This window comes from Providencia sp. PROV267 (assembly GCF_028477825.1).
In the GTDB taxonomy this organism is placed as follows: domain Bacteria; phylum Pseudomonadota; class Gammaproteobacteria; order Enterobacterales; family Enterobacteriaceae; genus Providencia; species Providencia stuartii.
The window spans coordinates 156,482-180,885 of record NZ_JAMPLX010000011.1; the positions used below are offsets into that span (position 1 = coordinate 156,482).

Consider the following 24,404-nt stretch of genomic DNA (forward strand, 5'->3'; position numbering starts at 1 on the left):
CTCATTTAATTGAGAGAGACGCAGTGAGTCTAAAAATAGTGGTATGATAAAATGAAATAACGATTCTTTATAATAGTGATCTATATCAAAAATTTCGAATAAGCGTTTATCTGTTTTTTACTGGTTTATATAAATCGAATGGATAATTAGATGCGTGGTGTTATTGGTTTTATGTATTGTTCGCCATGTAAATATACTCTTTAATTATTTTTAAATATGGGGTTTATGTGGTAATTAATTGATTTTATGGTTGAATTTTTTTTAGGTTTTATTGTTAAAGTATATCTTTTTATTTAAATTTCATAAAATAAATTATCAATGTTAATGATAATGATTTCTATTTGAGAGTCTATTCTAGGTTGTTATATACTCTGATTTAAACAGGTGTGGTGATGATTCAGGGGTTATTAATGGCTATGCAGAAATAGTCTCTTAATACGGGGGAGATTAAGAATAATTATGTTGGGTTAATTCTATAAATATTAAAAATCCTTTTTATAGCTAATGGAGTGAAGCTGTTATATTTATTACGTTTTTAAAATTATTTATATTATTAAATAATGGTCTTCACAATAAATAGCAGGCAGGAAAATTTTTATAAAAATGAAAATTAACATAGATATTTTATTCTGTAAATTTGAATCCTTATTTGAGTGATAATCAACTCATTATTTTTACTGTTATTTACTGATGTTCAAAGTGTTGCTATGCCATCAAAAATAATATTGAAAGTTATTGCAAATAACAGTTACTGATAGGGGAGCGCATCTGCAATGTTGTATGTTTATTTGTTGAATTTTTATGCAGTCATTGTGCTTAAAAAAAGGAAATGGAGTGGGGGAAAGAATCAATGTATGAGGCTTTATGATGCAGATCACATAATAAATTCTTATGTTTTCATTGTGGTTATTATATGAAAGGTAATTGAAATTTATATAGGTAATATAATAGTCTTAATTTTGCTATTTTTCCATTCTATAGGCCTAAATTTATCCTAAGTTAGGATAATTGTTTAATCGTCTGTTTTTTAATGATATTTGTTATTTTTTTATTCGATTTGGCCATGGTTATAGCGTAAAAAGAAGTAAAATACCTACAAATGGTAATGATAATAATAACTATTTGCAATTGGGTGGGGTTGATATATACTCCGAATCGATCATTTATTTTAATGAATCTGTTGTGAGTAGATAGTTATATTTAATATGCATTTATCATTTATATGGCAAGGAATATTATGAAAAACCTATCATTAACAGCATTAACAATTGTTTTATCGAGTGTTGCGTTTAGTACTAGTGGAGAGACGGTTTCAGGACAGAGCCAAGCGTATGATTCCAATGGAGTTGAGGTGAATGTTGGAAAAACACAGTTTGCACAAGGCACCCATAGTGGGGTTATTGGTGATCCTGGTGTCGGTTTGAAAACCATCGCTAACGGTACAAGAATTGGTTTTTCTGGTTTTAAATCATTAGCACCAGAGAATGAGCAAGGTGTCAATGTATTACCTGCATCAAGTGGTGGCCATGGAGGGGCGATGGGGGAGTTTCATTTTACACAAGTTGCTAATGCAGAAGTCTATTTTGGCGACTGGTCTAAAACGGGGAGTGTAGGTGACCAAACTCATACTGCTTTCTTCTCAGGTAAAGAAGCCACAGAGTCGGTACCAACCGCGGGGCAGGCGGAATATACCATTGCTGGTATCAATCAATTTGATGGTCCAGGTAAATTAAGCGGTGTATTTAATGCTGATTTTGGTTCGAAAAAATATACAGGCGCTCTAAATGGTCAATCTCTTAATATTACTATGAATGGTAACATTCAAGACAAAGGGCAATTTTCTGGTAGTGCAATAGCAAATGGTTCAATTCAGGGTAAAAGCTCAGGGCAGTTTTTTGGCAAAAATGCGGATGTTGTCGCGGGTATAACCACCTTTGATAGTGACCATACAAAAGACACTTCGTTTGGCGGTTCAAAAGTGCAATAACTTATATTGCGGGTGGAAAGGATTTCCACCTATTACGATTACTTTAATAGAACATTGGTTGATATTTATGGAGTTATTTCGAGCGGGTATCCTATGGTTGTTACTTTATAGTAGTGTCGCCATCGGAGAGATAAGTGATATTGATAATTATCGCTTTTTATTAAAAGATAAAGCGGAATTTAGTCGAAAATCTCCCGTTATTGAAAATAATAAACCGTTTATTAAAGATGACATCAAAATTAATTTCGATGGTAAAGAATATCAGGTTAGTAATACGCTTAATGAGATGGGAATGGCTATTTATATTGCCTTAAATCGTGGGCAATACGATGACGTAGAACGTCTATTATCATATTACCAACAATTAAGTGGATATGACGTTTTACTTGTTGAGTTTGCTAAAGCACAAATGGCACGTGCAAATCATGATTATGCTCAGGCTATTTTTCACTACCAAACTATTTTAGCGCTAAAACCTGATTTTTTGCGTGTCGAGCTGGAATTAGCTCGAACTTATTTTGAAGATCAACAAAATAATGAGGCATCTTCACAGTTTAAACGGGTATTGGAAAAGTATCAGCAGCAGTTACCACAAAGTGTATTAGCTACAATTTCACAATTTATTACGGAATTAAGTAAACGAAATAGTTGGTCAGGAAGTTTTTCGGTAGGTTACGGTTACAACTCTAATATTAATCAAGTACCGGGGGATAAAAGACAGCGTTGCTACAGAAATGCAGTGCAGCAGTTTTGTTATGGTGCTGGATTGGCGGATAAAGGCACCAAATTTATCTATGATGGTGATATTAAACGTACCTTTTCACTTTACCAGCATCACAGTTTACTGTTTAAAGCATATACCTATGGCAATAAGTATGATGGTGCTGCCGAGTATAATGAAAATACCAGCCACATACGGGTTTATTATCAATATCAGGATGCAAAAAAATCATTCGCTATTGGCCCAATTAGTGAATTTAAATGGGTAGGAGAGCGGCGACACTATTATGGTGTTGGAGTGGGAATGGAAGCGGAGTATCGTTTTTTACCCCAGTTTTCGCTGAGTACAGTGATTGATCACCAAAAAATAAACTATCGTTCACCTTATCAAAGCCAAGATGGTAATAAGAGTCAGGCTTATATCACAGGGATTTATGCTCTTAGCTCAGATGCAGTGATATTTGGTGGTGTAGATAGTGGGTATGTGAATAAGGTTTATGATAGTGACAGTTATAAACAATATGGCATAAGAGGAGGAATATTTAAGGACGTTAGTCAGTATTATCATCTATTGGGGATCGCCAGTTATAAGCAAACTCGATTTAATGCTCCGCAATATGCGTTGGGAAGTCAAAATCGAATGGATGATGAACAACTGTATTTGGCTAAGTTAAGTTTACCTAAATACAGTATTGCCACAATGACACCATCCATTTCTTATAGGTATAGAGTCAATAAAAGTAATATTGATGCACTGTATTCATACCAACAAAGTGAAATTGAAATTAGATTAGAAAAACGCTTTTAATATTTTAGGTGTTAACAATGAAAATAAAAAAAATCATCACAATGAATATTGTGACAGGGATTTCGCTTACCTTAATTTCCGGTTTAGTGTTAGCAAAAGAACAAGAAGACCTCGGTACTATTATTGTTAAAGATAACGCAGAAACAATTAAGGAACGCGATCAAAAAGGTTATGACGATCAGTATGATAAAAATGAATCCAATATTTACCTCGGAAAAGATCTTGTTGAACGTTATAAAGGAACTAACCCAGCAGATGTGCTCAATAGTGCGGTAGGGGTGTATAGTGGAGATGCACGTAATAGTGGTGCATTAGATCCCAATATTCGGGGGATACAAGGTCAAGGGCGAGTACCAGTCACTGTCGATGGCACAGAGCAAGCCCAAACAGTGTGGCGAGGATATAACGGAGCCAATAATCGTAATTATGTTGACCCAAATATGATCAGCAGTATAACGATTCAAAAAAGTGCATCCTTAAACCCTAATGTGAAAACATCGGTTGGTGGGGGCATTGCGATAAAGACACTTAATATTGATGATGTCGTTGCTCCAGATGAAACGTTTGGTTTTGATTTAAAATTGGAAACCAGCAGTAATTCAACAAAACCAAGAGTACCTAATTTAGATTATGGGCATGACTATCGAGATGACCCTGCGATTATGGATAATATAAAAAATGGCAACAAAGCAAGAATGCTGTTTAATGATCCAGGGCTGCTAGTTACGCCTAAATCTCGTGGAGACGCAAACTTTTTTAATTTTAAAGATAATGCAGTTAGGGTCGCGGTGGGAACTCGGCAATCACGTTTCGATATCATGGCGGCTTATAGTTATCGAGACCAAGGAAACTACTTTGCGGGTAAACGTGGAGCTAATCGCTATAAAGATGATGTGTTTAGTTATGACCCGAAGAACCCATCTAAACCGGTTGACCCCTATTTGCCTTTTGCTGCGAACGTGTTTGCACCAGGTAAAGAGGTAACTAATACCTCCAGTGAAATGGAGAGTTATTTAGTGAAAACGAATCTATTTTTATCTGACTCACAAAAGGTGTCATTAGGATATACCCATACGACGAACCACTATGGGGAAATCATGCCATCAAGGATCAGTTTCATGGAGTTAGATGGAAAAGTGCCGCAATGGACACTCGCGAAATTTAATATTCAAGCTTTTCATGCCGACTATTATTTAAATCCTGAAGATAATCCATACGTAAATATGAAACTTGGTTACTGGATGACCAAAACAACGAGTGATACGAATACTTCAGGCGGTTTTCCTCGAGAGCCTAAAGAGCGTGATATGGGGTTTGAATATGGGTGGATGCCTCGCAACCCTAATATTGATGGTACGTTAGTACCGGGTGCATCCTTGAATTCAACGAACAAACGACAAGGCTTAAATTTATCTAACCAAATGGCATTAACAGATAGCCTTGATTTAACTTTAATGGGGAGTTTTAGCAAAGAAACGGTTGATACAGAGGATGATATTTTTGAATATTCAGGGAGTTCTACATCGACGATTTTCCGAGCTGTACCGAGAGAAGGGGAAAGGCAAGAGAATACATTCGCATTTAATTTTGAATGGCGGCCAACAGATTGGTTGAATGTGACGGCTGGTGCTCAACGAACGAGTTATTGGTCGAAAGATCATTTATTAGATAAACGACGCGATGCGAAAGATGTTAACTTTGCGAGACCTCATCAACTACTCTCCAAAAACTATGATATTTCACGCACAATTACACAAAATGAATATGACACATTGACTCGTTTTACCAATGCTGAAGGGCAAAAATTAGATGACGTCATGGATTCGCCTTATTATTTAGAAAGGTTTGTTGAGGAGGCGCTAAATTTACAAAAACATTCTCTCGATTATGCGGGATTCAGATCTGCAAATGGGCAAGGGGAGTTCCGCATAGATGAAAAAAATAAGGCTAAATGGCGACCCGATGGAAAAAATAAACTGACCCGAGAAACCAACCCTTTTTATAATGGTACGATTGATACAAAAGCACAGACTGTCGATCCATTTACAGGAAAAGTGGTTAATCAATATATTCCCAATCAATCTCGCTCTAGCGATGAACAGGAAGATATTCGCTATTTATCCGAAGAAGAACGATTCCGCCATCAGGGGAAAAAGAAAGCACATGCTTGGGCGCCTTCCTTTTCCGCTTCTGCCTATTTAACTGATAATGACCGAGTTTATGCGAGCTATACGGAAACGGTACGTATGCCTAGTATCTTTGAGGATACGGTAGGTTTTTCTGGCTCAAGGGGTTATGCGTCACTCACCGAGAAGTTTGAGCCTGAACGCGGTAAAACAGTGGAAGTGGGCTATGTGCGTAATTTACAAAGTCTACTGGGTGCGGAACGTTTCGCTGACGTGCGTATTAATTATTATCACACGGTCATTGAAAACGCGTTTGAACGGGATATCTATCTCAAGTTTACACAAGTAGATAAGCACAAAACATCAGGTATTGAGCTACAAGCTCGTTATGACAATGGTAATTATTTTGGGGATATTGGGCTTGATTACCGTTTGCAAAATGAGGTGTGTGATAGTGCCTCCATTGCTGCTTTAGATCCAACTAACAAGTTTAATATGTCTGAATGTGTTGAGGCGGGCTTTCCTGGTGGGTTCTTACGCACACAATTACAACCTAAATACAGTATTAATGCCAATTTAGGGATGCGTTTTTTGGATGAGCGTTTAGAAATTGGTAGCCGCATGCGTTATCACAGCCGTGCTGAAAATAATGACGAAAAGAAAATGATGGATAAATATCCGGCCAACTACGCACCTTTAAATAATAGCCCAATGCGCTGGGAGCCTGTATTTGTTGCCGATGCTTACGTCAGTTATGGCATTTCAGACAACGTCAAAATGGAATTGTTAGCGACAAATATTCTTGATGAATATTATGTGGATCCACTCACTCGAACCATGATGCCTGCTCCAGGTAGAACGTTACGATTGAATTTTACAAGCCATTTTTAAAGCAAAATGCCCTTTTTGTGGTACTAAGAAGGGCATCTTAAGATTCTCATGAAAAAGACGCGTTTTTTAACTGTTACTCTGTCTGTTTTGCTGCACGCTGTCATTATTATGGGCTTTATTCATCTGGCTCAAGAAGAAAAAAATCAACAGCATCAAGCGGTAATGGATGCGCCAGTGATGTCGATTGCGTTAACACACGCTATTGAAGAAACTGCGCCAACAGACTCAGATATGACACCCATGGTTGAGCCTGAAGCGGAGATTGTTCCGCCTGTTGTCGTGGAGACGGCACAGGTAGTGCTACCAAAAAAAGAGAAGAAAATTGAGCGACCTAAAAAAAAGGTCAAAGAGCCAAATAAGCGTTTAAGCGAGAAAAAAGAGGTTGAACAGCAAAAAGTATCTACCAATAAAATAACCAAGTCGGCAATAACACCACAGCAGTCACAACAAGGGGAAACGGCGGCATCTTCCCCTTCGATGGGGAAGGTGGGGCAACCTAAAAATGGGATGTCAAACCTAGCAGATACTCAGCAAATCAATGCATACAGGGAAAAATTACGCCAAGAAGTTGAAAGGCATAAACGCTATCCTCGGCGCGCCAAAAGTATGAAGAAACAAGGTGTTGCTCAAGTCCAATTTAGGTTAACGGAGACGGGAGAAATAACGTCAGCGCGTATTGTGAGTAGTTCAGGTAGTGAACTATTGGATAACGCTGCGCTCGCTGCTGTTGAAAAAAGCCAGTCAGTAGGGAAGCCACCTTCCGGCTTTGCTCACATAGTCACCTTTAAAATTGAATTTAAATAGCGATTGTGGGTGGCACACATCATTCAGTTGCCGTAGATATTTTTTCGCCAATAAAGTTAATCGTTGAAATCCCTTTTTCACAGGCTGTTTCTTTCAGTGTAGAAGGGGTTTTTTCTGCTGATTTTTTAAGGTTGTTTAGCTGCTTAACATATTTTTCTGAACCTGCAATTGTCGGGTTCTCTTCTAAATAACCTATCAGTGAATCTATTTGTTGATAGAAATAGTCGCATTGACTTTGATTGGGTTCAATTTTCTTGAAATTTTTTAGCCCTTCGGGAATTAAGTTTGCTGTATTATCTTTAACTAATTCAGCATATTGCCCATTTTTAATTTGTTCGACAGTTGAGTCAATTTTGCTTTTTAAGTTAAAAAACAGAGCTCCCACGACAATAATGGTGATCAGCAATACCACATTTACAAAAAGGCTAATTGGCAACAAATACTTTTTCATAGTAATCCCTTAGATATCAGGTTTGTTGTTGATATATGTATTTTTCCATCGAGCCTAATATAGCACTTAACTTGAATTACAGTAAAATAAAATATGCAAGTAACCTCTAATATTAAAACGGTGATTAAGTGTCTCTAGAACAAAAGTAATTTTTAAGGCAAACAGTATGGTGCTACAGCATAGGATAAATAAACTACCTGTTTATAGGGTACAAAGGAGATTGCATAAAACGCATTGTTTATTTGCATAAAGAATCAATGTTCAGTGATCCGCTAGCGAAGTATATTAGGTTTGATTCCTTAGGATATAAAGGAAAAATGCAGTAGCCAGTAAATTATTTCTGTTGGTGAGAAATCATTCAGGCTGATATTCCTTTGAGTTTGTTATTCGCCATATTAACCACGATGGTGAGAGTCTAAATTTCAAACGAATATTATTCGCTTAATTCCCCATTCAGTTTGAATTTAGTTAATGCTTATTAATAATTTTATGATTGCGTTTTTAAAATCTGAACTCGCTATATGTTTTATTTTATTTTTATTAATTAGCATTTTTATTTATGGATAAAAACCTATCGATTGCTGGGTTTTTATCAATCATTTTATATTAATCAGTCTAAGGTTATTTTATGAATAAAGTATTATTTTCTATTATAGCAACATTCTTTTTTTGTTCTTCGGCGGTAGCACAATCACAGGCTCACGATAAGGTACGTACGCATGAAAATGCGCTGATTGCTTTAAGTTTTACAGAAAACAGTACCTCTCAAGCTAACCAAATTGCGATGGCTAGGCATGCTGAAAAAGCCAATATTGAAAAGCCAACGATTAATGGTCTATCGAAAACGTTTTTAAATATGGATGCCCATGAAAAAGCCGCGACGGCATTAAGTTTCACAGAAAATAGCCAATCGTATGCTGTACAACGTGTGATTAATCAACATATGGCAAGAAGCCAAACTAAATAAGCTTAATGAAATAGCGCATAGACACTCTATGCGCTATTAAGCATTTAGCAATGTGAATTAAAATAGTTTTTTCTGGGGAGGCCCTGAGAAATTCATTTTACCAATATTTTCCATAAGGACTTCTACAACGACAGGCTGTTTTAATTCGACGGCACGTTGTAACGTAGATTTAAAATCTTCTGCCTTATCAACGGTTAGTGCTTTAATTCCCATTGATTCTGCTAATCGCGTAAATGAAGGAGTGAGTAACTCATTATAATATTGCCGATCAGCGAAATATTTCTCTTGGATCCCGCGCATAACACCATATCCATGGTCATTCATAATAAGAAGCACAATCGGTAGTTGCTCTTGTGCCATGGTAGCAAGCTCCCCAATACCTAGCATTAAACCACCATCGCCAACTAAGCCAATAACGGGAGTCTGAGGATTCGCTTTAGCGCTACCGATAGCCATTGCTAAGCCTAATCCAATCGCACCAGCCAAAGAGTGAATATTGTGTAATGGCTGAGTCGCTTTTAGTAAGCGGCTTCCCCATAAGCTACCTGAAACGGTGATATCTCGCACAAATATACCGTGATCTGGCAGTGCCTGCTCAACCGCATCGCTTAATTGGCTGTATGGTCCACATTGCGCTCTGAGTTGTGCTTCGGCTTGCTGAGTGGCTTCTTGGACTTGTTGTTGCCATTGTGGTGAAATTGTTCGCTTAGCTTGCTCGAGTTTGCTGGCTAATGCGTTCAGAATACTATGGCAATCGGCAGTAACCACCAAATCTGCACGATAGTTTCGATTAGCCGCTAGCGAATCGATATCAATTTGAATTAAAGGTTGTGGCAAGGGTAATGACCACGTTTTGGTTTCATTACTGCGTAAACGAGAGCCAGCGACGAGTGTGATATCGCAAGACCGCATCAATTTATCAATAGCATCTGCGTTATGGAAAGCGCGTAAGCTAAATGGATGTTCGTCAGATAAAATACCTCGCCCATGCGTACTACTGATCACGGCTACCCCCTGATCTGCCAATTTTTTAATCGCTTCAGAGGCGTGTAGCGCACCACCACCAATCCATAATAAAGGGCGTTGTGCATGCTGTAATTTTTGCCAAATCGCATCAACTTGATCCAGCGTTGCTTCTGGTAAAGGTTGAACTGTCAGTGGTGCGCTGAGTAGCGATAAGGGAACTTGTGCGCTTTGTATATCAATCGGTATTTCGATAGAGACGGGGCCACAAGGAACGGTTTGTGCAACTTGAATGGCTTTATGTAAGACGGCAACCGCTTGTTCGGCGCTATGGACGCGAAATGCTTGCTTAGAGCTGGCTTTTAAAAAGCCAAGTTGATCGCGTGTTTCGTGAATAAAACCGGCATCCATATCCAGATACGCTTTTTCTACTTGCCCTGTAATATGGATAATTGGCGAGCAAGCATTCATGGCTTCAATCATTGAGCCCACGGCATTACCCGCGCCGGCTCCTGTGCTGGTTAAGGCGACGCCAAGTCCGGTGAAACGACCATGTGCATCAGCCATGGTAACGGCACCCGCTTCCCCACGACTAGGGGTGAAGTCAATCACGCCACGGCGACCAATTGCATCTGCAATCGGCAGGTTGTGGATTGAGATAACGCCATAGACGGTACTGACTTGGTATTGTTCTAATGTTCTGGCGATCGCCTCGCCAACCGTGATTGTCTCATACATAGTGTTCTCCTTTAGAATTCGATAACCAATAATTTGCAACGTGAAGATATTTACGGATGCATGGTCATTTATTCACACCAACGGTTTGGTTGTGGGTTTAGTGCCAGAAAAATACTTTTTTGCTGCATATAAGCTTTGAGGCTTTCAAGGCCTTTTTCTCTACCGAGTCCACTCTCTTTAAACCCACCAAAAGGTGTTGAAATGGAGAAAACTTTGTAGGTATTGATCCAAACAGTACCAACGTCTAAAGCATCTGCTAATTTAAAGGCGCGAGTGTAATCTTGCGTCCAGATCCCCGCAGCAAGGCCATAAATAGAATCATTGGCTTCTTCTATGAGTTGCGCTTCATTATCAAAAGGGATAACGACCAGTACAGGCCCGAAGATCTCTTCTTGGCAGACAGAAGCTTGGTTATTCAGCCCTTCAATAATGGTTGGTAAATAATAATTCCCTGCTTGTAAGTTAGGGTCTTGGGGGATAGCTCCGCCAAGGCGAATTGTGCCACCTTCAGCGAGTGCTTGGTTGACGTAGCGAATAACACTTTCTCGGTGTTCGGGGGATATCAAAGGGCCGACATGAACCTGTTCTTGGCGAGGGTCTCCGATAATGAGTTGTTGAGTCAGTGCAGTGAGCTTTTCCATAAAAGGTTCATAAACAGCACGTGAGACGAACAGCCTAGAGCCTGCAATACAAGCTTGCCCCATTGAACTGAAAATACCATAACAAACGCCATGTGCCGCAAGGTTGAGATCCGCATCTTCTAAGACAATAGTAGGAGACTTGCCACCAAGCTCTAGTGACGTTGTGATCAGTTTTTCTGCCGCAATATGTGCGAGTTGTCGGCCTGTATTGGTGCCGCCAGTAAAGGATATTTTTTTCACTAAAGGATGGCGGACAAGTGCATCACCAACGATAGAGCCTTTACCGGGGAGTACGCTGAGTAAGCCACTCGGTAGACCCGCTTGCTCAAATAATTCCGCGAGTTTCAATGAGATAAGCGGGGTCGCCTCGGCGGGTTTTAATATCACAGCATTGCCCGCAGCTAGTGCAGGTGCAATTTTTTGCATATCGCTAGCAATCGGTGAATTCCATGGTGTAATAGCGGCAATAACACCTAGGGGTTGATATGTACTTAATGTCATCATATCGGGCTGGCGACGAGGAGGCAGCTCTCCGCCACTGACTTCGCATACGGCGGCAAAATAACGGGCTGTTGCCGCGGCACTCATGACTAGCCCACGAGCTTCTGCCCAAGGTTTACCATTGTCGAGAGTTTGTAAGCGGGTTAGCTCGTCTGCTTGCTCTTCGATTAGCATACTGACGTTGTGTAAAATAGTCGCGCGTTGATGTGGGGGCATATTGCGCCAACTTGGCGCTCGCCATGCACGCTCTGCCGCCTGAACCGCTTCTTCAACATCACTTACACTGGCGCTGTTGAGCGTGGCGATAATGTGTTGGTCACCCGGAAAGCGAGAGCACATTTCATTACCGCGCCCTTGTTGCCATCGTCCACCGACAAATATATTGAGTTTTTTCATGGGAATTCTCCAGTCAGATAATGGCATCTTGATCTGCAATGCGACGGCAAATTTCGACGGCACTTAATGCAGATAGCAGGGATGTTTTAGGATTTGAAGGTAATGGGTTACCATTTAATTCGATACAAAAATGGCCAAAATCACCAGTAACCTCAATGCGATGACTATTTTGCTTGGTCGTCGGGTCGACCATAAGTTCGACTTTTGTTTTATCCATACCGATACCGTAGAGGGCAACCGTCGCCGCCACATTGGCATTTGCGGGGAATTTCAGTGCCGCCTCGCGTGCTGTTCCGTGGAAAAAAACCGTTGGCTCTGTAACCGTATCTAGGTCGATGTAATTTTCAGCCGGACCATTGCGCCAGCTGGCAGGACTTTTACGTGATTGGTAGGTTACTTGGCGGATTGCGGCTTCTTTTGCACAACGTAGTCCATCGAGACCAGCAACAGCCCCTGATAATGGGATAAAGATAGCGTGGTGTTGTTGAGCTTTTTGGCTTAGCGTTTGTGCTAATTGCGCATCCGCCAATGCGCCAGTTGAAATCACGGCTAGCGTCCAGCCTTTTTCTAAAACCATGGGGGCATACTGTTTGACAGCATGTTGACTAGCACACTCCAAGACTAAGTCTGGTTTTTGTGAGGCGTGCGTCGGGCAGCTTAGTGGTATCACACGGTTTTGAAAGCGTTGTTTGATATCATTGTGGTGATGTTCGCGGGCCACTATCCAGCCTAGCTCAATCCCAGCAGGAAGCCGTTGGATCACTTCATTCGCCATAGCACCATATCCGATAAGCATCAGTGTTTTCATCATCGTTCCCTTAAATGTGGTGGCAAAAACCGCCGGAGACATCTAACGCCGCACCAGAGGTAAATGAAGCCATTGGTGAAGCTAAAAACACCAATGCTCTAGCAGGCTCTTCTGGTTTCCCTAAGCGTTGCATTGGAATGCCGCGTTTTTTGGCGATCTCACCAATCCAACTGTGCCAATCAAGACTTTTGTCGCTACGCGCCTCAAAGCGGCGACGCCATTGCTCTGACTCCACCATGCCGAGCAAGATAGAATTGACACGAATGCCTTTCGGCAGAAGGGTTTTCGATAGATTAAGCGTGAGATTGAGTAAAGCCGCGCGAGCGGCAGAGGTCGCTACCATATGAGGCTCTGGTTGTCTTGCTAATAGCGAGTTGACACAGGTAATTGACGCGATATCTGACTGTTCTAACAAGGGCATAAATGCATTAACGGGATTGATAACGCCAAACAATTTAAGTTGCGCTTCTTGTAACCAAGCTTCTTCAGGCGTATCAGCGTAGTGAGCCACATATCCTTGACCTGCATTATTAATCAGTAAATCGACTTGCCCAAAATGTGTTTGTACTTGCTGTGCAAATGCCTCAGTTTGCGTTTTATCCAGCACATCGCAACAGACAGCGAGCAACTTAGCGTGTGGATAGGCCGCCTGTAATGCGTGATGTGCCTCGGTCAGTTTATCTTGGTTTCGACCACAAAAGGCGACATGACATCCTTCGGCTAACAGGAGTCGGACTGTGGCTAGGCCAATTCCTGAACTTCCTCCAGTGACGACGGCGACACGATTTTCTAATTGTAAATTCATAGCGCTTTCCTTAATCAAACTTCTACTACGGCATAGGTCGCCAAAAATTGCTTCAGGTAATGATTAAATGGCTGAGATGCATCGAGATAACTTGCATGTCCTGCTCGTTCAATATAGGTAAGGGGGCAACTGTGTTGCTGAGCGAGCATGTGCACTTTTTCAGGCGGCGTAATGGTGTCATCAAGGCCAACAACCATTTGGACGGGGCCTGAATAAAGATTGAGGTAACGGCTAATATCATCGTGAGCCAACATCCATGCTGCGGCTAAGAAACCGCGAGGGTTAAGTTTACGCATGGTTTGCCTTACCCAATCAATCTGTGGTTCACTGGCAGATGGGCTTAGTAGGGCGGCGGCACGGTGCTGTGCATAATATTCAATACCTGAATTGAAGACGATTTCTCGTCGTTGTTCATAAACCTGTCTCTGTTCAGTTTTATGTTTAGTTGCGTAGCCTTGCGCCGGATTAGCTAAAAATAAACCTTTTATTTTTTGTGGATATTTTGCAGCGAACGCACAGGCCATGATGGCACCAAGTGAATGACCAACCAATACAACTTGAGGAAGATCTAAGCCATCGATAAAGGCCGCTAATGCTTCCGCATAGTCATTGGCGGTTGGGGTGTCGGTAGTCAGGGCTCGGCTATTGAGGTAGCCTGGTGCATCCCATGCCAGCAAGCGGTATTGCTGGGTCAGTGATGAATCTGTCAGTTGATAAATCCACGATGCAGAGCCTGAGCTAATACCATGAAGTAAGATCACCGTTTCACCGTTCCCGGCTTCACGCCAATTCAAATGATATGAGCCGAATTCAGCGGTTTGGATAGTGGGTAAATGTTCAATAGGCAGTTTCATCACTGAATTCTCCTGTTAACTACGTTTGACTTTTGATAATGGATGATCGTCTGGGTAAGTCGGAATGGCAGGCTTAGGCGTACCGATCATTACGCACATCAACGCTTCTTCTTCACCATGATTAAATAAACCACGGTAAATCCCAGCTGGAACCGAAATTAGGTCACGCTCCTTGAGCACGGTTTCATACTCCTCATCCCCATCTTTAATAAATAAGGTGATGGTTCCTTTGAGCATGAAAAAGACTTCTTCAACATCAGGGTGCAGGTGCAGCGGTCCTTCACACTTTGAGGGCAGTACCATGGTTGAGAAGGTAAAGTTTTCCGCGGGAACGGTATTGGCATCGTTGGCAACCCCTGTCGCCCCCGTACCGATGTAACGCATCTGCGCCCGACGGTATTTAGGGTCAAAATCCGCCTGAAATTTCAATGCATTCCAGTCATATTTGCGGCCTTCAAAACGGGCGATGCGTGATTCAACCCAATCCGCCATCGAGATGCCTTGTGGTTTTATTTGATTCAGTTGTTGTGACATAGTGATATCTCCTGATATTGAGTAGTTAAATCAGTATCTTTTTATAAGGGGGATAAGTAATACGCTGCCGATCAAACCGATAATGACAATAAATAACAGGCCACTATCCATATTGTGGGTGAGGGTGATTAATACCCCCATTAACAACGGTGCGGCGGCACCCGCAAGGTTGCCTAATCCATTGAAAATACCGCCAGCGAGTGCACTGACTTGCTTTTGTGTCGCTTTGGCCAGAAGAGCAAATATATTTGGAGCACCAGCCCCCCACATAAACATGCTAAAGGCCATCATTAAAATAATGCTGTAGGTACTGGTGAGAAATAGCACACCTGAAAGACCGATTACGGCGCCAAGTAATGAGATAAAACAGACTAAGGCACGACGATCATAACGGTCAGAAATCCATGCTCCTATCGCTTCACCAAATAACATGGCGATAAAGGGGAGTGAGGATAAGATCCCCGCGTGCTCTAAATTGATTGATTTGCCTTTGATTAAATAGCTTGGTAACCAGCCGTTCATGCCCCAGAGGTAAACTAAGAAGGCAATATTAAATAAGCAGATAATCCAAAAATGGCTATTGCGTAACAGGGTATTACGTTGAATTTTAGCTTCTGCCATGTCTTTGGTAGAGACTTTGCCATCCACGTTTTGTGTTTGCTTATTGACTAAATTGGGGTGGCGAATGCCGATAACGACTAGCCACCATACGGGTACAGTGAAAGCCGCCATAACGAAAAAGGTGCTTTGCCAGCCAAAATTATTCAGTAAGTACAAGGAAATTGGAAAACCAAGAGCCGCACCAATAGGCGTGCCTAATAACCAAAGCATTGTCGCTCTTGCTTGCATTTTTTGTGGAAAAGTACGGCGCACGATGGCATAGGAAATGGCAAGTAATGGCCCTTCAGCAATACCTAGTAATACTCGAAGAAAAACCATTGTGGCGTAATGGTGAGTAAAACCCATAAAAATCATTAAAATACACCAGCTACTGATCATAAATAGCAGCATTTTGGTGGGGTGAAATTTATCGCCAATCCCACTGAGCAGCATGGATGACACGCCATAGGCAAACAGGAATGCACTCATCAATAGCCCAAGACGTGTGGGATCAAAATCAATTCCTAGAGCTTTTTGGAACTGTTCATCAGAAAATAGGGCGGCAATACTAATTTTGTCGAAAAAAGCTAACAGTACGCAGGAAAATAGTGCGATTGGGATCAACCAGTTCACGCTTTCTTGCGGTGATGCCATTTCATTTTCTTGTGTCACTGAGGGCACGGGTATCGGTTGGTTTGCCATATTATTTCTCCTACCTGCACATTTACTTCAGTGACATCAGTGAAAAATTAGGATCTGCAAGTTCCGATGGGGATAACTTGCGGCTGTTTTGCATCCACCTTTTGCCTAGCTTGATGGAACGAGGGTCATTAAATGCGACCATCTGAACTAATTCGTTGTCATCATTCAGTGAAAAATGCACTTCAGCATTTGGTGTGATGCGTTGAATATGTTGGGTTGCTAGTGGGGTTGGGATCCCTAAAATCTGGATATTGTCTTGATATTGATCTGACCATAGCCATGCAGGGTCATTAAAATCCTCACTGTGGGCATTAAGCATGGCTTTGGCGGTGGTAATGGCTTGGTTTTGTGCATAAGCCCAAGATTGTAAACACAGGGATAATGTGGGATGACAAGCAACATCGCCAGCAGCATAAATATCAGGGTGAGATGTTTGCCCTTGTCCATTGATCACAATACCGTGTGTGACTTCAAGGCCTGTTGTTGCCGCTAGCTCAAGATTTAATTCAACACCGATCCCCATAACAGCAAGATCAAAGGATTGGCTAGGCTGCTTAGCACAACTGATCCGTAAATCATCGTGACTTTCATCGAGCAAAATTTCGCCACAATCGGTTATGATTTCTACCCCCGCTTGCTGGTGGCGTTGCGCGAGTGCGTTTGAAACAGATGCAGGTACACTACGCTGACATAAGCGCTCTTGGCGTTCAAAAACGGTAACGTCAATGCCCATTTGGCGTGCAGAGGCCGCAACTTCTAAGCCAATCCATCCACCGCCAATAATGGCCATTTTTTTAGCGGACAACAGCGCTTCACGTAAACGTTGCCCATCATCCCAAGTACGCAGTGCAAATACGCGTGGATGCGATTGCCAAGCAGAAGAGAGAAAACGAGGCCGGCCTCCCGTTGCAATTAATAATTTATCAAAAGCTAAATGGCGACCATCACTGAGCTGCACCTGCTTTTTGTTGGCATCAATATGGGTCGCACGAACAGGGCGATACCAAGTCAAATTCAGAGAGTCCGTTTCATCTTCACTAAATAGGCGTGATAGAGGAGTGCCCTCCTGTTTCAAAGCTGCCTTTGATAAAGGCGGTCGTTCATAGAAATCATGTGGCTCATCACTAATAACAGATAAAATGCCTTGGTAGCCTTCATCTCGTAATGTTTTTGCGGCCCAGCCACCGGCTTGCCCGCCGCCGATAATGACAATACCGCCATCAATAAGTTGTGTCATGGCATCACTCCTTGTCTTTTTTCACTTGTCGGCGTGTTTCGTGGTCGATACCACCTTCAACCGCCCATTCGGTAAAGGAAACGAGAGAGTGCTCTAGTTCACGGGGTTGCCATTTTTCGGTTAGATAGTCGTCGTTGGTGTAGTACTCAAACGCACCGCCCGTTGGGCTATTGACATACCAGAAGTAGGCAGACGAAATAGGGTGACGACCCGGGCCAATAAAAGTACTCCATTTTTGGCGGTTCATGGCGAGGCCACCGCCAATCACCTCATGAATATCGCGAACCGTAAATGCCACATGATTCAGGCCCCGCCCGCGATGAGGCAGCTTGAGTAGGAATAAATTATGGTGGCAACCATTAATTTGTGTACGTAAAAAAACCGCACGGTCGATATAACGGTCAGACACTTGGAAGCCCAGTTTTTGGCAATAGAATGCTTCTGTGGCCTGTAGGTCATCAACAAAAAAGACCACATGACCAATATTAATGGGGGTTGCTTTGTCATAAACAGGGCTTGGCGCATCAATACGACGAATATCTCCCCACTGGTTGATAGGGGAAATATCGACGGTAACATCTTGTTGTTGGCTAATCGTAAAAGCCACCGTCATACCGTTTGGGTCAAGGCACTGTGCCCCATCAGAGGTGAGTTGAAAGCCTGCACAATCTTCAATCTGTTTGATGACCTGTTCGAGTGTAACGCGGTCTTTTACGCCCCAAGTGATCCGTCGTAAGGTGGAGCCTGATTCAAAAGGTGTAGGCAAGCGGGGATCATCAATCGATGAAAGGGCGACGCTTGCACCGGACAGTGTTGTAAAATAAGAAGGGTTATTGGGTGATGTTTGCAGTCCAAAATCCTGCAAGAATTGCTGACAAGCGGCAAGGTTATCAACACCAAACTCTAATTTTTCAATACCAATGACTGACATAATTTGACCCTCTATATAATCGTTTTTTATTGCCGACCTTGTTTTTGGGCAAGCAGAGGCCTGAGGCTTATGGCAATAAACCTAATATTTAGTTTTATTTATGGGTAACGCTATACCGCTTTAGCGGAGGTTATTCCGCCAATAAACTCAGTAAGTTTTTGGGCTGCATTGCTCACTTCATTTTGTAATCGTTGGCGTTCTTGCGCGGGAATGCTATCCATTGGCACCATAATACTGATCGCCGCCTCGACACCGTGGTCTCGGTTGTAAACAGGGTAAACAATGGAAGAGATACCCCGACGGTAAAAAGACTCTCCGATAACATAACCCCGTAGCCGGTCTGCTTGGATCATTGTCCAAAATGCCTGTTTACTTCCCGCATCATCAGGTAACTCATCATCAGGATAGAGGGTATCGAACTCCTCTCGACTTAAGCCACTAAGTAACATCCGACCAATTGAGGTGCGGTGAGCTAATAACCGAGTACCAACACTCACGTGGTTAATTTTTGATTCGGCAGCACTAACCCGAGCAATATAAATAATGTCTCGCCCATCGCGTATGACGAGGTGACTATTGCACTGGCTACGGTCGCGTAATTGTTCAATGATCGGTTGGCCTAACTGTGTTAGATCGAGTGAAGCAATGTACCCTAAACCTAAGCTAAGCACTTTGCGACCGAGTGAAAAAGCCCCTGTCCTTGGGTGTTGTTCGATAAAGTCTAAATGCACCAAAGTTTGTATTGCACGATAGGCCGTCGCTTTCGGCATATCGATTAGACGTAAAATTTCAGCAAAGGTTAGCTCTCGGTGCTGCTGTGCTAGGAGTAACAAAAGCTGCAATCCTTTTTCCAAACCGGGGATCAAATATTTGCATGTTGAACTCAAAGCGTTAACCTCCCCGCATTAAGCGGCGTCTTTAGTTAAATACAAACCCACCATTGACGGGGATCAGTTGGCCCGTCACAAAATCGGCCATTGGCGAAAGCAAATATAAGACAGTACCGGTCACATCTTCGGGCTTTTGCTCCCCTTGAATAGCACGCCCATTTTCATAAAGCTGGTGGCGCTCAACTGGTACATATTCGGTGGCTTCAACTTTAGTTAGGCCAGGCGCGATAGCATTGACACAGATCCGGTGTGTGCCAAGCTCCCTTGCCATTGAGCGTGTCATGCTAATAATTGCCCCTTTGCTCGCGACGTAAGCCATCAGCTTAGGGGCGCCCCATAGAGCTGTATCAGAAGCAATATTCACTATCTTGGCATTTCTACTTTGGCGCAAAAATGGGAGTGCCGCCTTTGTCACTAACCATGTGCCTCTTACATTAACGGTCATGACGCGATCCCATAGATTTAAGTCATACTCATCCAATGTTTTGCCGCCAACGCCAGTGGCAAGGGCGGCATTATTAACGAGGCCATCAATATTGCCTTGTTGACCAATCTGCTGAAAAACATGCGCTATGGCCTCGGGGTCGGCAATATCTAAGTTAAAACCATCGGCAGTCAAACCGGCTTGGCGTAGCTGGGTAATGCTTTGCTGTAGGCGATCACTTAATATGTCGCACAGGATGACGTGAGCACCTTGTTGTGCGATCGCTTTCGCAAATTCAAAGCCTAAGCCTCTTGCTGCACCCGTAATGACGATGCGTTTGCCTGCCAGTAAATTATGCATTTGACGTTTCCTTATTATAAATTTGGTCAAATTGCTTTTTGGCTTCACGTTGCATAATACGGCGTAGGCGAGATAGCCCAACATCATGCTGATAAAGGAACTCATGTTGGCGAGCATTAGGCGCCATATTTTCAAGGATAATACGGTCTTGCTCTAAAACATCCCAATGTAATCCCTCTAAGCGATTACGGTACATAAAGCGCCAGAGATCACGTTGCCAATCTTTTACTTTACGGATACGCCAAAAGAAGACCCGGGTATTGAAGCGATCTTCTGGCACAACCATTCCGATGATCCAGAAGTGGCCACCCGGTCCGAAACGTTTTTGATAAGGGATGGATAGGCGTAGCCAGTTCGCGCCAGTACTGGCAAATTCAACCCAATCAAAATTCACCCCCATTTGGTCATTTTTGCGGAAGATAAACCCATTTTGAGTCGGTTCTAAAATCATCTCTGATTGCTTATCACCGTCCGCCATTGAATGCGAAGAAGAGTGGAGATAAGTGCCATGCATGGGATCCATGACATTTTCGAGTGCATATTGATAATTACAATGCCAAGTGGCTGTACATAAGAAATGGCTATGATTTTCACTATCCGCCAGCTCTTCAGGGAACGCTAGCGTCGGTGGCTCTTCATCAGTAATGGCAAAATAAAGAAAGATTGCGCCATGATATTCTTGAACTGGGTAGGTTTTTAGGCACTTTTGACCTTCTAATGGACATTGGCTAACAGCAGGAACATCTTTGACAATACCATCGCCTCCAACTTCAACGCCGTGATACCAGCAGGCAATACGTTCACCTAGGTTCCAGCCCATTGATAAGCGTGCACCACGGTGAGGGCAGCGGTCTTCAAGCGCATGAATTTGACCTTGCTGATCACGCCATAACACAATTTGTTCTTCTAAGCGGGTGATACCGATTGGGTTGCTAGTGACTTCCCAACTGGATAAAACGGGATACCACTGGCCTCTAAGTCCAACGTCTAAATAATCTTGATAGTTCTGAAGTTGTGCATGAGTTGTCATAATCTGCTTCCTGTTGTCGTGGGGTATCGTTGGTTATTATTATTTCTGCGTCACTGGCAGGAGATTAATACCCGTTTACTTGGAGAAATTCGCGAAAACTGGCTTCATTCCATGGTTGTCCTTGTCTATCAAAGAGTTGTCTTTGATTGAGTGCACTAATAATTTGCTCGAGAGTTTCAATACCTGAATCAAATAAGATTTCCAATGTGGCAATGAGAGCGGTTTCGTAGTCATCAGGGAGACGTGAGCGAGTTTGCCAAACGATATTTGGCGCCGTTCCCGGTGCTTGGATTTGCCCTTTACCGCCTTCACGAGCCGGTATAATTTGGTGATTAGCAGGTAAGTAAGGGTTGAAATTCTGTATCGGTTCCATTTCTACTCCTCAATAAAGCTAATTTCGATTTGGTTGTTATTAATGCGAGTCTGGTAGGTTTTGAGATCGCGACCACCTGGCTCACGTAGGCATTTTCCTGTTTTGATATCAAATACAGCCTCATGAAGTGGGCACTCCACTTTGCCATCCTCAACAAACCCTTGACTGAGTAGGGCATAGGCATGAGGGCAAACATCTTCCATGGCGTAATATTGATCATCCACTAAGAAAACACCGATCTCGGTATCATTGACTCGGGCTGAATAAGGAAATTCTTCTTGTACTTGCGAGACATCACAAATCGCGACCCAACTCATATTGTTTCCTCCACAGCAAAATAGTGTTGTTTCATATATAAAACATTGTTTATTATTTAAAACTAGCCTAATAGGCTGAGCGATAAACAGTCAATCGAATGTTACTCATATGTAAAATATTTGTTTTGAAATGTGCAGTGTGTCGAGATTATGGTCATTTTTAGTTTCATATGAGAAACAAAATGGGCTGAAAATAGTGTGACTATCGTTTGATGGATAAAATCATAAAATAAGGGATTATCATTATTTCACGGTAAATTACCCACTATAGTGGTAAAAAATAAATAACAGCAAAGAGTGAGAATTATTTCTGATATGAGAAAGCCTTTATCCATTAAGGCGTTTTTTTATTTTCTTCAGAGAGAAGGAATAGGAAAATTGAAAGGAATGAGATTTAAAAGTTTATATTTTTTAGTTTGTTACTAAGAATTAAATTAAAACCCACCGAAGTGGGTTAGTGAATTATCGTACTGTTAAGACAGAAATCTTAGAGTTTTGGATGATCATCGAAGCTGTTGATCCTAAGAAATACGTTGACATTCCAGGGCGTCTAGAACCAATAACAATCAAATCTGCTTGAATATCATCGGCAATACGCAAAATTTCATCCCTAGGCGTTCCCATGACGACCTGAGCGGTAAACTTTTCTTTAGGAAGATTAAAATCTTTAATAATATCAACTAATTGATTTGTTACTTTATCTCGTTCGCTATCTGCTTTTTCGGCAAAACCAAAGCCCATAGAGGTATAAAAAGGGATAGTAGGAATAACGGCTAAAAAATGAATATGAGCGCCTTCTTCCTCCGAAAGGTATTGAATATGAGGAAGTACAAGGTTTGCTAAATTTTTCTCTGTAATATCAATAGGAACTAAAATTTTTTTATACATATTGTTCTCCGAACAATTATCCAAGCCTATTTAAAATCTATCCGTTAAAAACAATCAGTAAAAATAAAGATAAGTTTAATATTTAATCAATTTAACATCTTATAGCCAATACAAAAATGGAGTTAGCTAACAATAACAATACAACGTTGTAACGAACAATACTTTGACGGCGGCTTGAAGTTAGAAAATTAAAACGGTTTGATGAAAAAACAGTTCATTTGTGCGGTTCCCCATTGAATGACTATCTTTCTCATCTTAGTTATTATATGGTTTATATATAAATCGTAATATTTTATATGTTAATGAGGTGCTGTCTTGGGAATCGTGAAAATTTCAGATGATCTGCATGACTATTTGCGCCGTGCTAGCCAAGTGATGTCACGCTCGATCAATTCTCAGGCTGAATTTTGGATAAAAATAGGTATCCAAGCCGAATTAAATCCCGATAAAACCTTCACAACGCTTATCAGCGAAATGCTAGAAAAAGAAACTGTTAACCATAAAGGGAAGTACCATGAGTAATATCACAATCAAAACAGCTGAAGAAATTGAATTGATGCGTGAATCTGGCCGTTTATTAGCCAAAGTATTTGCGATGTTAGATACTTTTATTGTGCCGGGTATTACGACCATGGAAATTAATGACAAGGTTGAAGATTATATTGTTAATGAATTGCAGGCGAGACCAGCCAGCAAAGGCCAGTATGGTTATCAATATGTATTAAATACCTCCCTTAATGAAGTGGTGTGCCATGGCGTACCGAAAGCTGATGAACATTTGAAAGCCAGAGATATTATCAATGTTGATATCACATTAGAGAAAAATGGCTTTATTGCAGACTCAAGTAAGATGTATGTGATGCCCGAAGCCTCACCATTAGCACGTAAACTTGTTAAGGATACTTATGAGGCTATGTGGGAAGGGATCAAACAAGTCAAACCAGGGGCAACACTAGGGGATATTGGTTCTGCAATCCAACACCATGCAGAAAAAAATGGTTATAGCGTGGTTCGTGAATATTGTGGTCATGGTATAGGCCGTGAAATGCACGAAGCTCCACAAGTGCTACATTATGGTGTACGTGGGCAAGGGGTTACCTTAAAAGAAGGGATGACATTCACAATAGAGCCGATGATCAACCAAGGTGGTATGAAAATTAAGACCAAAAAAGATGGTTGGACAGTTGTGACGCGAGATAAAAAATTATCGGCCCAATCAGAACATACAGTTTTAGTGACCGCAACCGGTTATGAAGTCTTAACTTTACGCGATGAAGAAAAAGCATTTGTCGCAAAACATCATCTTTAAAATTTGACGATGGCTCTGCAAAGCCGCGAGTGCGGCTTTCAGACTGTTATCGCGAAGCATAATAATTAATTTCATAACGCTGGCCATATTCGCTCTTGGGATTCAGTCTTTCAAACAGAAAATCGATAGCCATTCTTGTTTTATGGGGTAAATAGTGTCTATTAGGATAAACCGCATAAATAGAGTGTTCTGGCAATGAGTAATCCGTCAGTAAAGGGGTTAGCATACCTTTTTCAATATAAGGGGCGGCGATAAAGCAGGGTAGCAGCGAAATTCCCACTCCTTGAACAGTCGCTTCGCTATTATTAGTCAAGTCGTATCAAGCTTTATCTTAGATATCATCAACGGG

The 24,404-nt window shown here is 41.7% G+C and carries 24 protein-coding genes; 7 read left to right on the plus strand and 17 right to left on the minus strand.

Going from position 1 to position 24,404, the window contains the following annotated elements; genetic code table 11:
• Window positions 1-1,237 precede the first annotated feature (1,237 nt).
• From PR709_RS09365 to PR709_RS09380, 4 genes are all read left to right on the plus strand, one after another.
• Window positions 1,238-1,987: a Slam-dependent surface lipoprotein gene (locus PR709_RS09365; RefSeq protein WP_036943816.1), complete on the plus strand. Its 750-nt coding sequence runs from the start codon at window positions 1,238-1,240 to the stop codon at window positions 1,985-1,987.
• 67 nt (window positions 1,988-2,054) lie between these two features.
• Window positions 2,055-3,515, plus strand: coding sequence for a porin family protein (locus PR709_RS09370; protein ID WP_272570870.1), 1,461 nt, complete (start codon window positions 2,055-2,057; stop codon window positions 3,513-3,515).
• A 17-nt stretch (window positions 3,516-3,532) separates the two neighbouring features.
• Window positions 3,533-6,532 carry a TonB-dependent receptor domain-containing protein gene (locus PR709_RS09375; RefSeq protein ID WP_004918926.1) on the plus strand — a complete coding sequence of 1,000 codons (3,000 nt, stop codon included), beginning with the start codon at window positions 3,533-3,535 and terminating at the stop codon, window positions 6,530-6,532.
• A 48-nt stretch (window positions 6,533-6,580) separates the two neighbouring features.
• Window positions 6,581-7,336: an energy transducer TonB gene (locus tag PR709_RS09380; RefSeq protein ID WP_004918928.1), complete on the plus strand. Its 756-nt coding sequence runs from the start codon at window positions 6,581-6,583 to the stop codon at window positions 7,334-7,336.
• Window positions 7,337-7,355: 19 nt separating this feature from the next.
• Here PR709_RS09380 and PR709_RS09385 read toward each other — a convergent pair whose 3' ends face one another.
• Window positions 7,356-7,787, minus strand: coding sequence for a hypothetical protein (locus tag PR709_RS09385; RefSeq protein ID WP_004918937.1), 432 nt, complete (start codon window positions 7,785-7,787; stop codon window positions 7,356-7,358).
• Window positions 7,788-8,415: 628 nt separating this feature from the next.
• Between PR709_RS09385 and PR709_RS09390 the strand changes: the two genes are divergently transcribed.
• The gene (locus tag PR709_RS09390) at window positions 8,416-8,754 is read left to right on the plus strand and encodes a hypothetical protein (RefSeq protein WP_004918939.1); all 339 of its coding nucleotides are present in this window, start codon (window positions 8,416-8,418) and stop codon (window positions 8,752-8,754) included.
• A gap of 57 nt (window positions 8,755-8,811) precedes the next feature.
• On the opposite strand, the gene PR709_RS09395 is transcribed toward PR709_RS09390, so the two are convergent.
• The 15 genes from PR709_RS09395 to PR709_RS09465 form a co-directional block, all read right to left on the minus strand.
• Window positions 8,812-10,455 carry a thiamine pyrophosphate-binding protein gene (locus PR709_RS09395; RefSeq protein WP_272570871.1) on the minus strand — a complete coding sequence of 548 codons (1,644 nt, stop codon included), beginning with the start codon at window positions 10,453-10,455 and terminating at the stop codon, window positions 8,812-8,814.
• A 68-nt stretch (window positions 10,456-10,523) separates the two neighbouring features.
• Window positions 10,524-11,993 (minus strand): aldehyde dehydrogenase, encoded by a 1,470-nt coding sequence (locus PR709_RS09400; RefSeq protein WP_272570872.1) that lies wholly within the window; start codon window positions 11,991-11,993, stop codon window positions 10,524-10,526.
• Window positions 11,994-12,006: 13 nt separating this feature from the next.
• Complete coding sequence (locus tag PR709_RS09405; protein WP_014658163.1) at window positions 12,007-12,801, minus strand: aspartate dehydrogenase; 795 nt, start codon at window positions 12,799-12,801, stop codon at window positions 12,007-12,009.
• A gap of 10 nt (window positions 12,802-12,811) precedes the next feature.
• Window positions 12,812-13,606, minus strand: coding sequence for an SDR family oxidoreductase (locus tag PR709_RS09410; RefSeq protein WP_014658164.1), 795 nt, complete (start codon window positions 13,604-13,606; stop codon window positions 12,812-12,814).
• Window positions 13,607-13,620: 14 nt separating this feature from the next.
• Window positions 13,621-14,460 carry an alpha/beta fold hydrolase gene (locus tag PR709_RS09415; RefSeq protein WP_004918949.1) on the minus strand — a complete coding sequence of 280 codons (840 nt, stop codon included), beginning with the start codon at window positions 14,458-14,460 and terminating at the stop codon, window positions 13,621-13,623.
• Between the two features lie 15 nt (window positions 14,461-14,475).
• Window positions 14,476-14,994 (minus strand): cupin domain-containing protein, encoded by a 519-nt coding sequence (locus PR709_RS09420; RefSeq protein WP_004918950.1) that lies wholly within the window; start codon window positions 14,992-14,994, stop codon window positions 14,476-14,478.
• Window positions 14,995-15,024: 30 nt separating this feature from the next.
• The gene (locus tag PR709_RS09425) at window positions 15,025-16,248 is read right to left on the minus strand and encodes an MFS transporter (protein ID WP_376738366.1); all 1,224 of its coding nucleotides are present in this window, start codon (window positions 16,246-16,248) and stop codon (window positions 15,025-15,027) included.
• Between the two features lie 70 nt (window positions 16,249-16,318).
• Window positions 16,319-17,533, minus strand: a complete 1,215-nt coding sequence (locus PR709_RS09430; protein ID WP_272570873.1) for an NAD(P)/FAD-dependent oxidoreductase — start codon at window positions 17,531-17,533, stop codon at window positions 16,319-16,321.
• A 4-nt stretch (window positions 17,534-17,537) separates the two neighbouring features.
• Complete coding sequence (locus PR709_RS09435) at window positions 17,538-18,464, minus strand: VOC family protein (RefSeq protein ID WP_060561322.1); 927 nt, start codon at window positions 18,462-18,464, stop codon at window positions 17,538-17,540.
• Window positions 18,465-18,574: 110 nt separating this feature from the next.
• Window positions 18,575-19,351, minus strand: a complete 777-nt coding sequence (locus PR709_RS09440; protein ID WP_060561321.1) for an IclR family transcriptional regulator — start codon at window positions 19,349-19,351, stop codon at window positions 18,575-18,577.
• A 31-nt stretch (window positions 19,352-19,382) separates the two neighbouring features.
• The gene (locus tag PR709_RS09445; RefSeq protein WP_004918960.1) at window positions 19,383-20,138 is read right to left on the minus strand and encodes an SDR family oxidoreductase; all 756 of its coding nucleotides are present in this window, start codon (window positions 20,136-20,138) and stop codon (window positions 19,383-19,385) included.
• Window positions 20,131-21,168 (minus strand): aromatic ring-hydroxylating oxygenase subunit alpha, encoded by a 1,038-nt coding sequence (locus PR709_RS09450; protein ID WP_004918962.1) that lies wholly within the window; start codon window positions 21,166-21,168, stop codon window positions 20,131-20,133. The genes PR709_RS09445 and PR709_RS09450 overlap by 8 nt, the downstream gene beginning before the upstream one ends.
• A 64-nt stretch (window positions 21,169-21,232) precedes the next feature.
• Window positions 21,233-21,541, minus strand: a complete 309-nt coding sequence (locus PR709_RS09455; protein ID WP_004918964.1) for a recombinase-like helix-turn-helix domain-containing protein — start codon at window positions 21,539-21,541, stop codon at window positions 21,233-21,235.
• 2 nt (window positions 21,542-21,543) lie between these two features.
• The gene (nirD, locus tag PR709_RS09460) at window positions 21,544-21,858 is read right to left on the minus strand and encodes a nitrite reductase small subunit NirD (RefSeq protein WP_004918973.1); all 315 of its coding nucleotides are present in this window, start codon (window positions 21,856-21,858) and stop codon (window positions 21,544-21,546) included.
• 462 nt (window positions 21,859-22,320) lie between these two features.
• Window positions 22,321-22,746: a universal stress protein gene (locus PR709_RS09465; RefSeq protein ID WP_272570874.1), complete on the minus strand. Its 426-nt coding sequence runs from the start codon at window positions 22,744-22,746 to the stop codon at window positions 22,321-22,323.
• A 315-nt stretch (window positions 22,747-23,061) separates the two neighbouring features.
• On the opposite strand from PR709_RS09465, the gene PR709_RS09470 reads away from it, so the two are divergent.
• Both PR709_RS09470 and map read left to right on the plus strand, forming a co-directional pair.
• Entirely contained in the window at window positions 23,062-23,268 is a 207-nt protein-coding gene (locus PR709_RS09470) for a ParD-like family protein (protein ID WP_036943836.1), read from the plus strand.
• Window positions 23,261-24,055, plus strand: a complete 795-nt coding sequence (map, locus tag PR709_RS09475; RefSeq protein ID WP_004918978.1) for a type I methionyl aminopeptidase — start codon at window positions 23,261-23,263, stop codon at window positions 24,053-24,055. The genes PR709_RS09470 and map overlap by 8 nt, the downstream gene beginning before the upstream one ends.
• A 46-nt stretch (window positions 24,056-24,101) precedes the next feature.
• Here the strand turns inward: map and PR709_RS09480 are convergent, their stop codons facing one another.
• Window positions 24,102-24,368, minus strand: a complete 267-nt coding sequence (locus tag PR709_RS09480; RefSeq protein WP_004918980.1) for a LysR substrate-binding domain-containing protein — start codon at window positions 24,366-24,368, stop codon at window positions 24,102-24,104.
• Window positions 24,369-24,404: the final 36 nt, after the last annotated feature.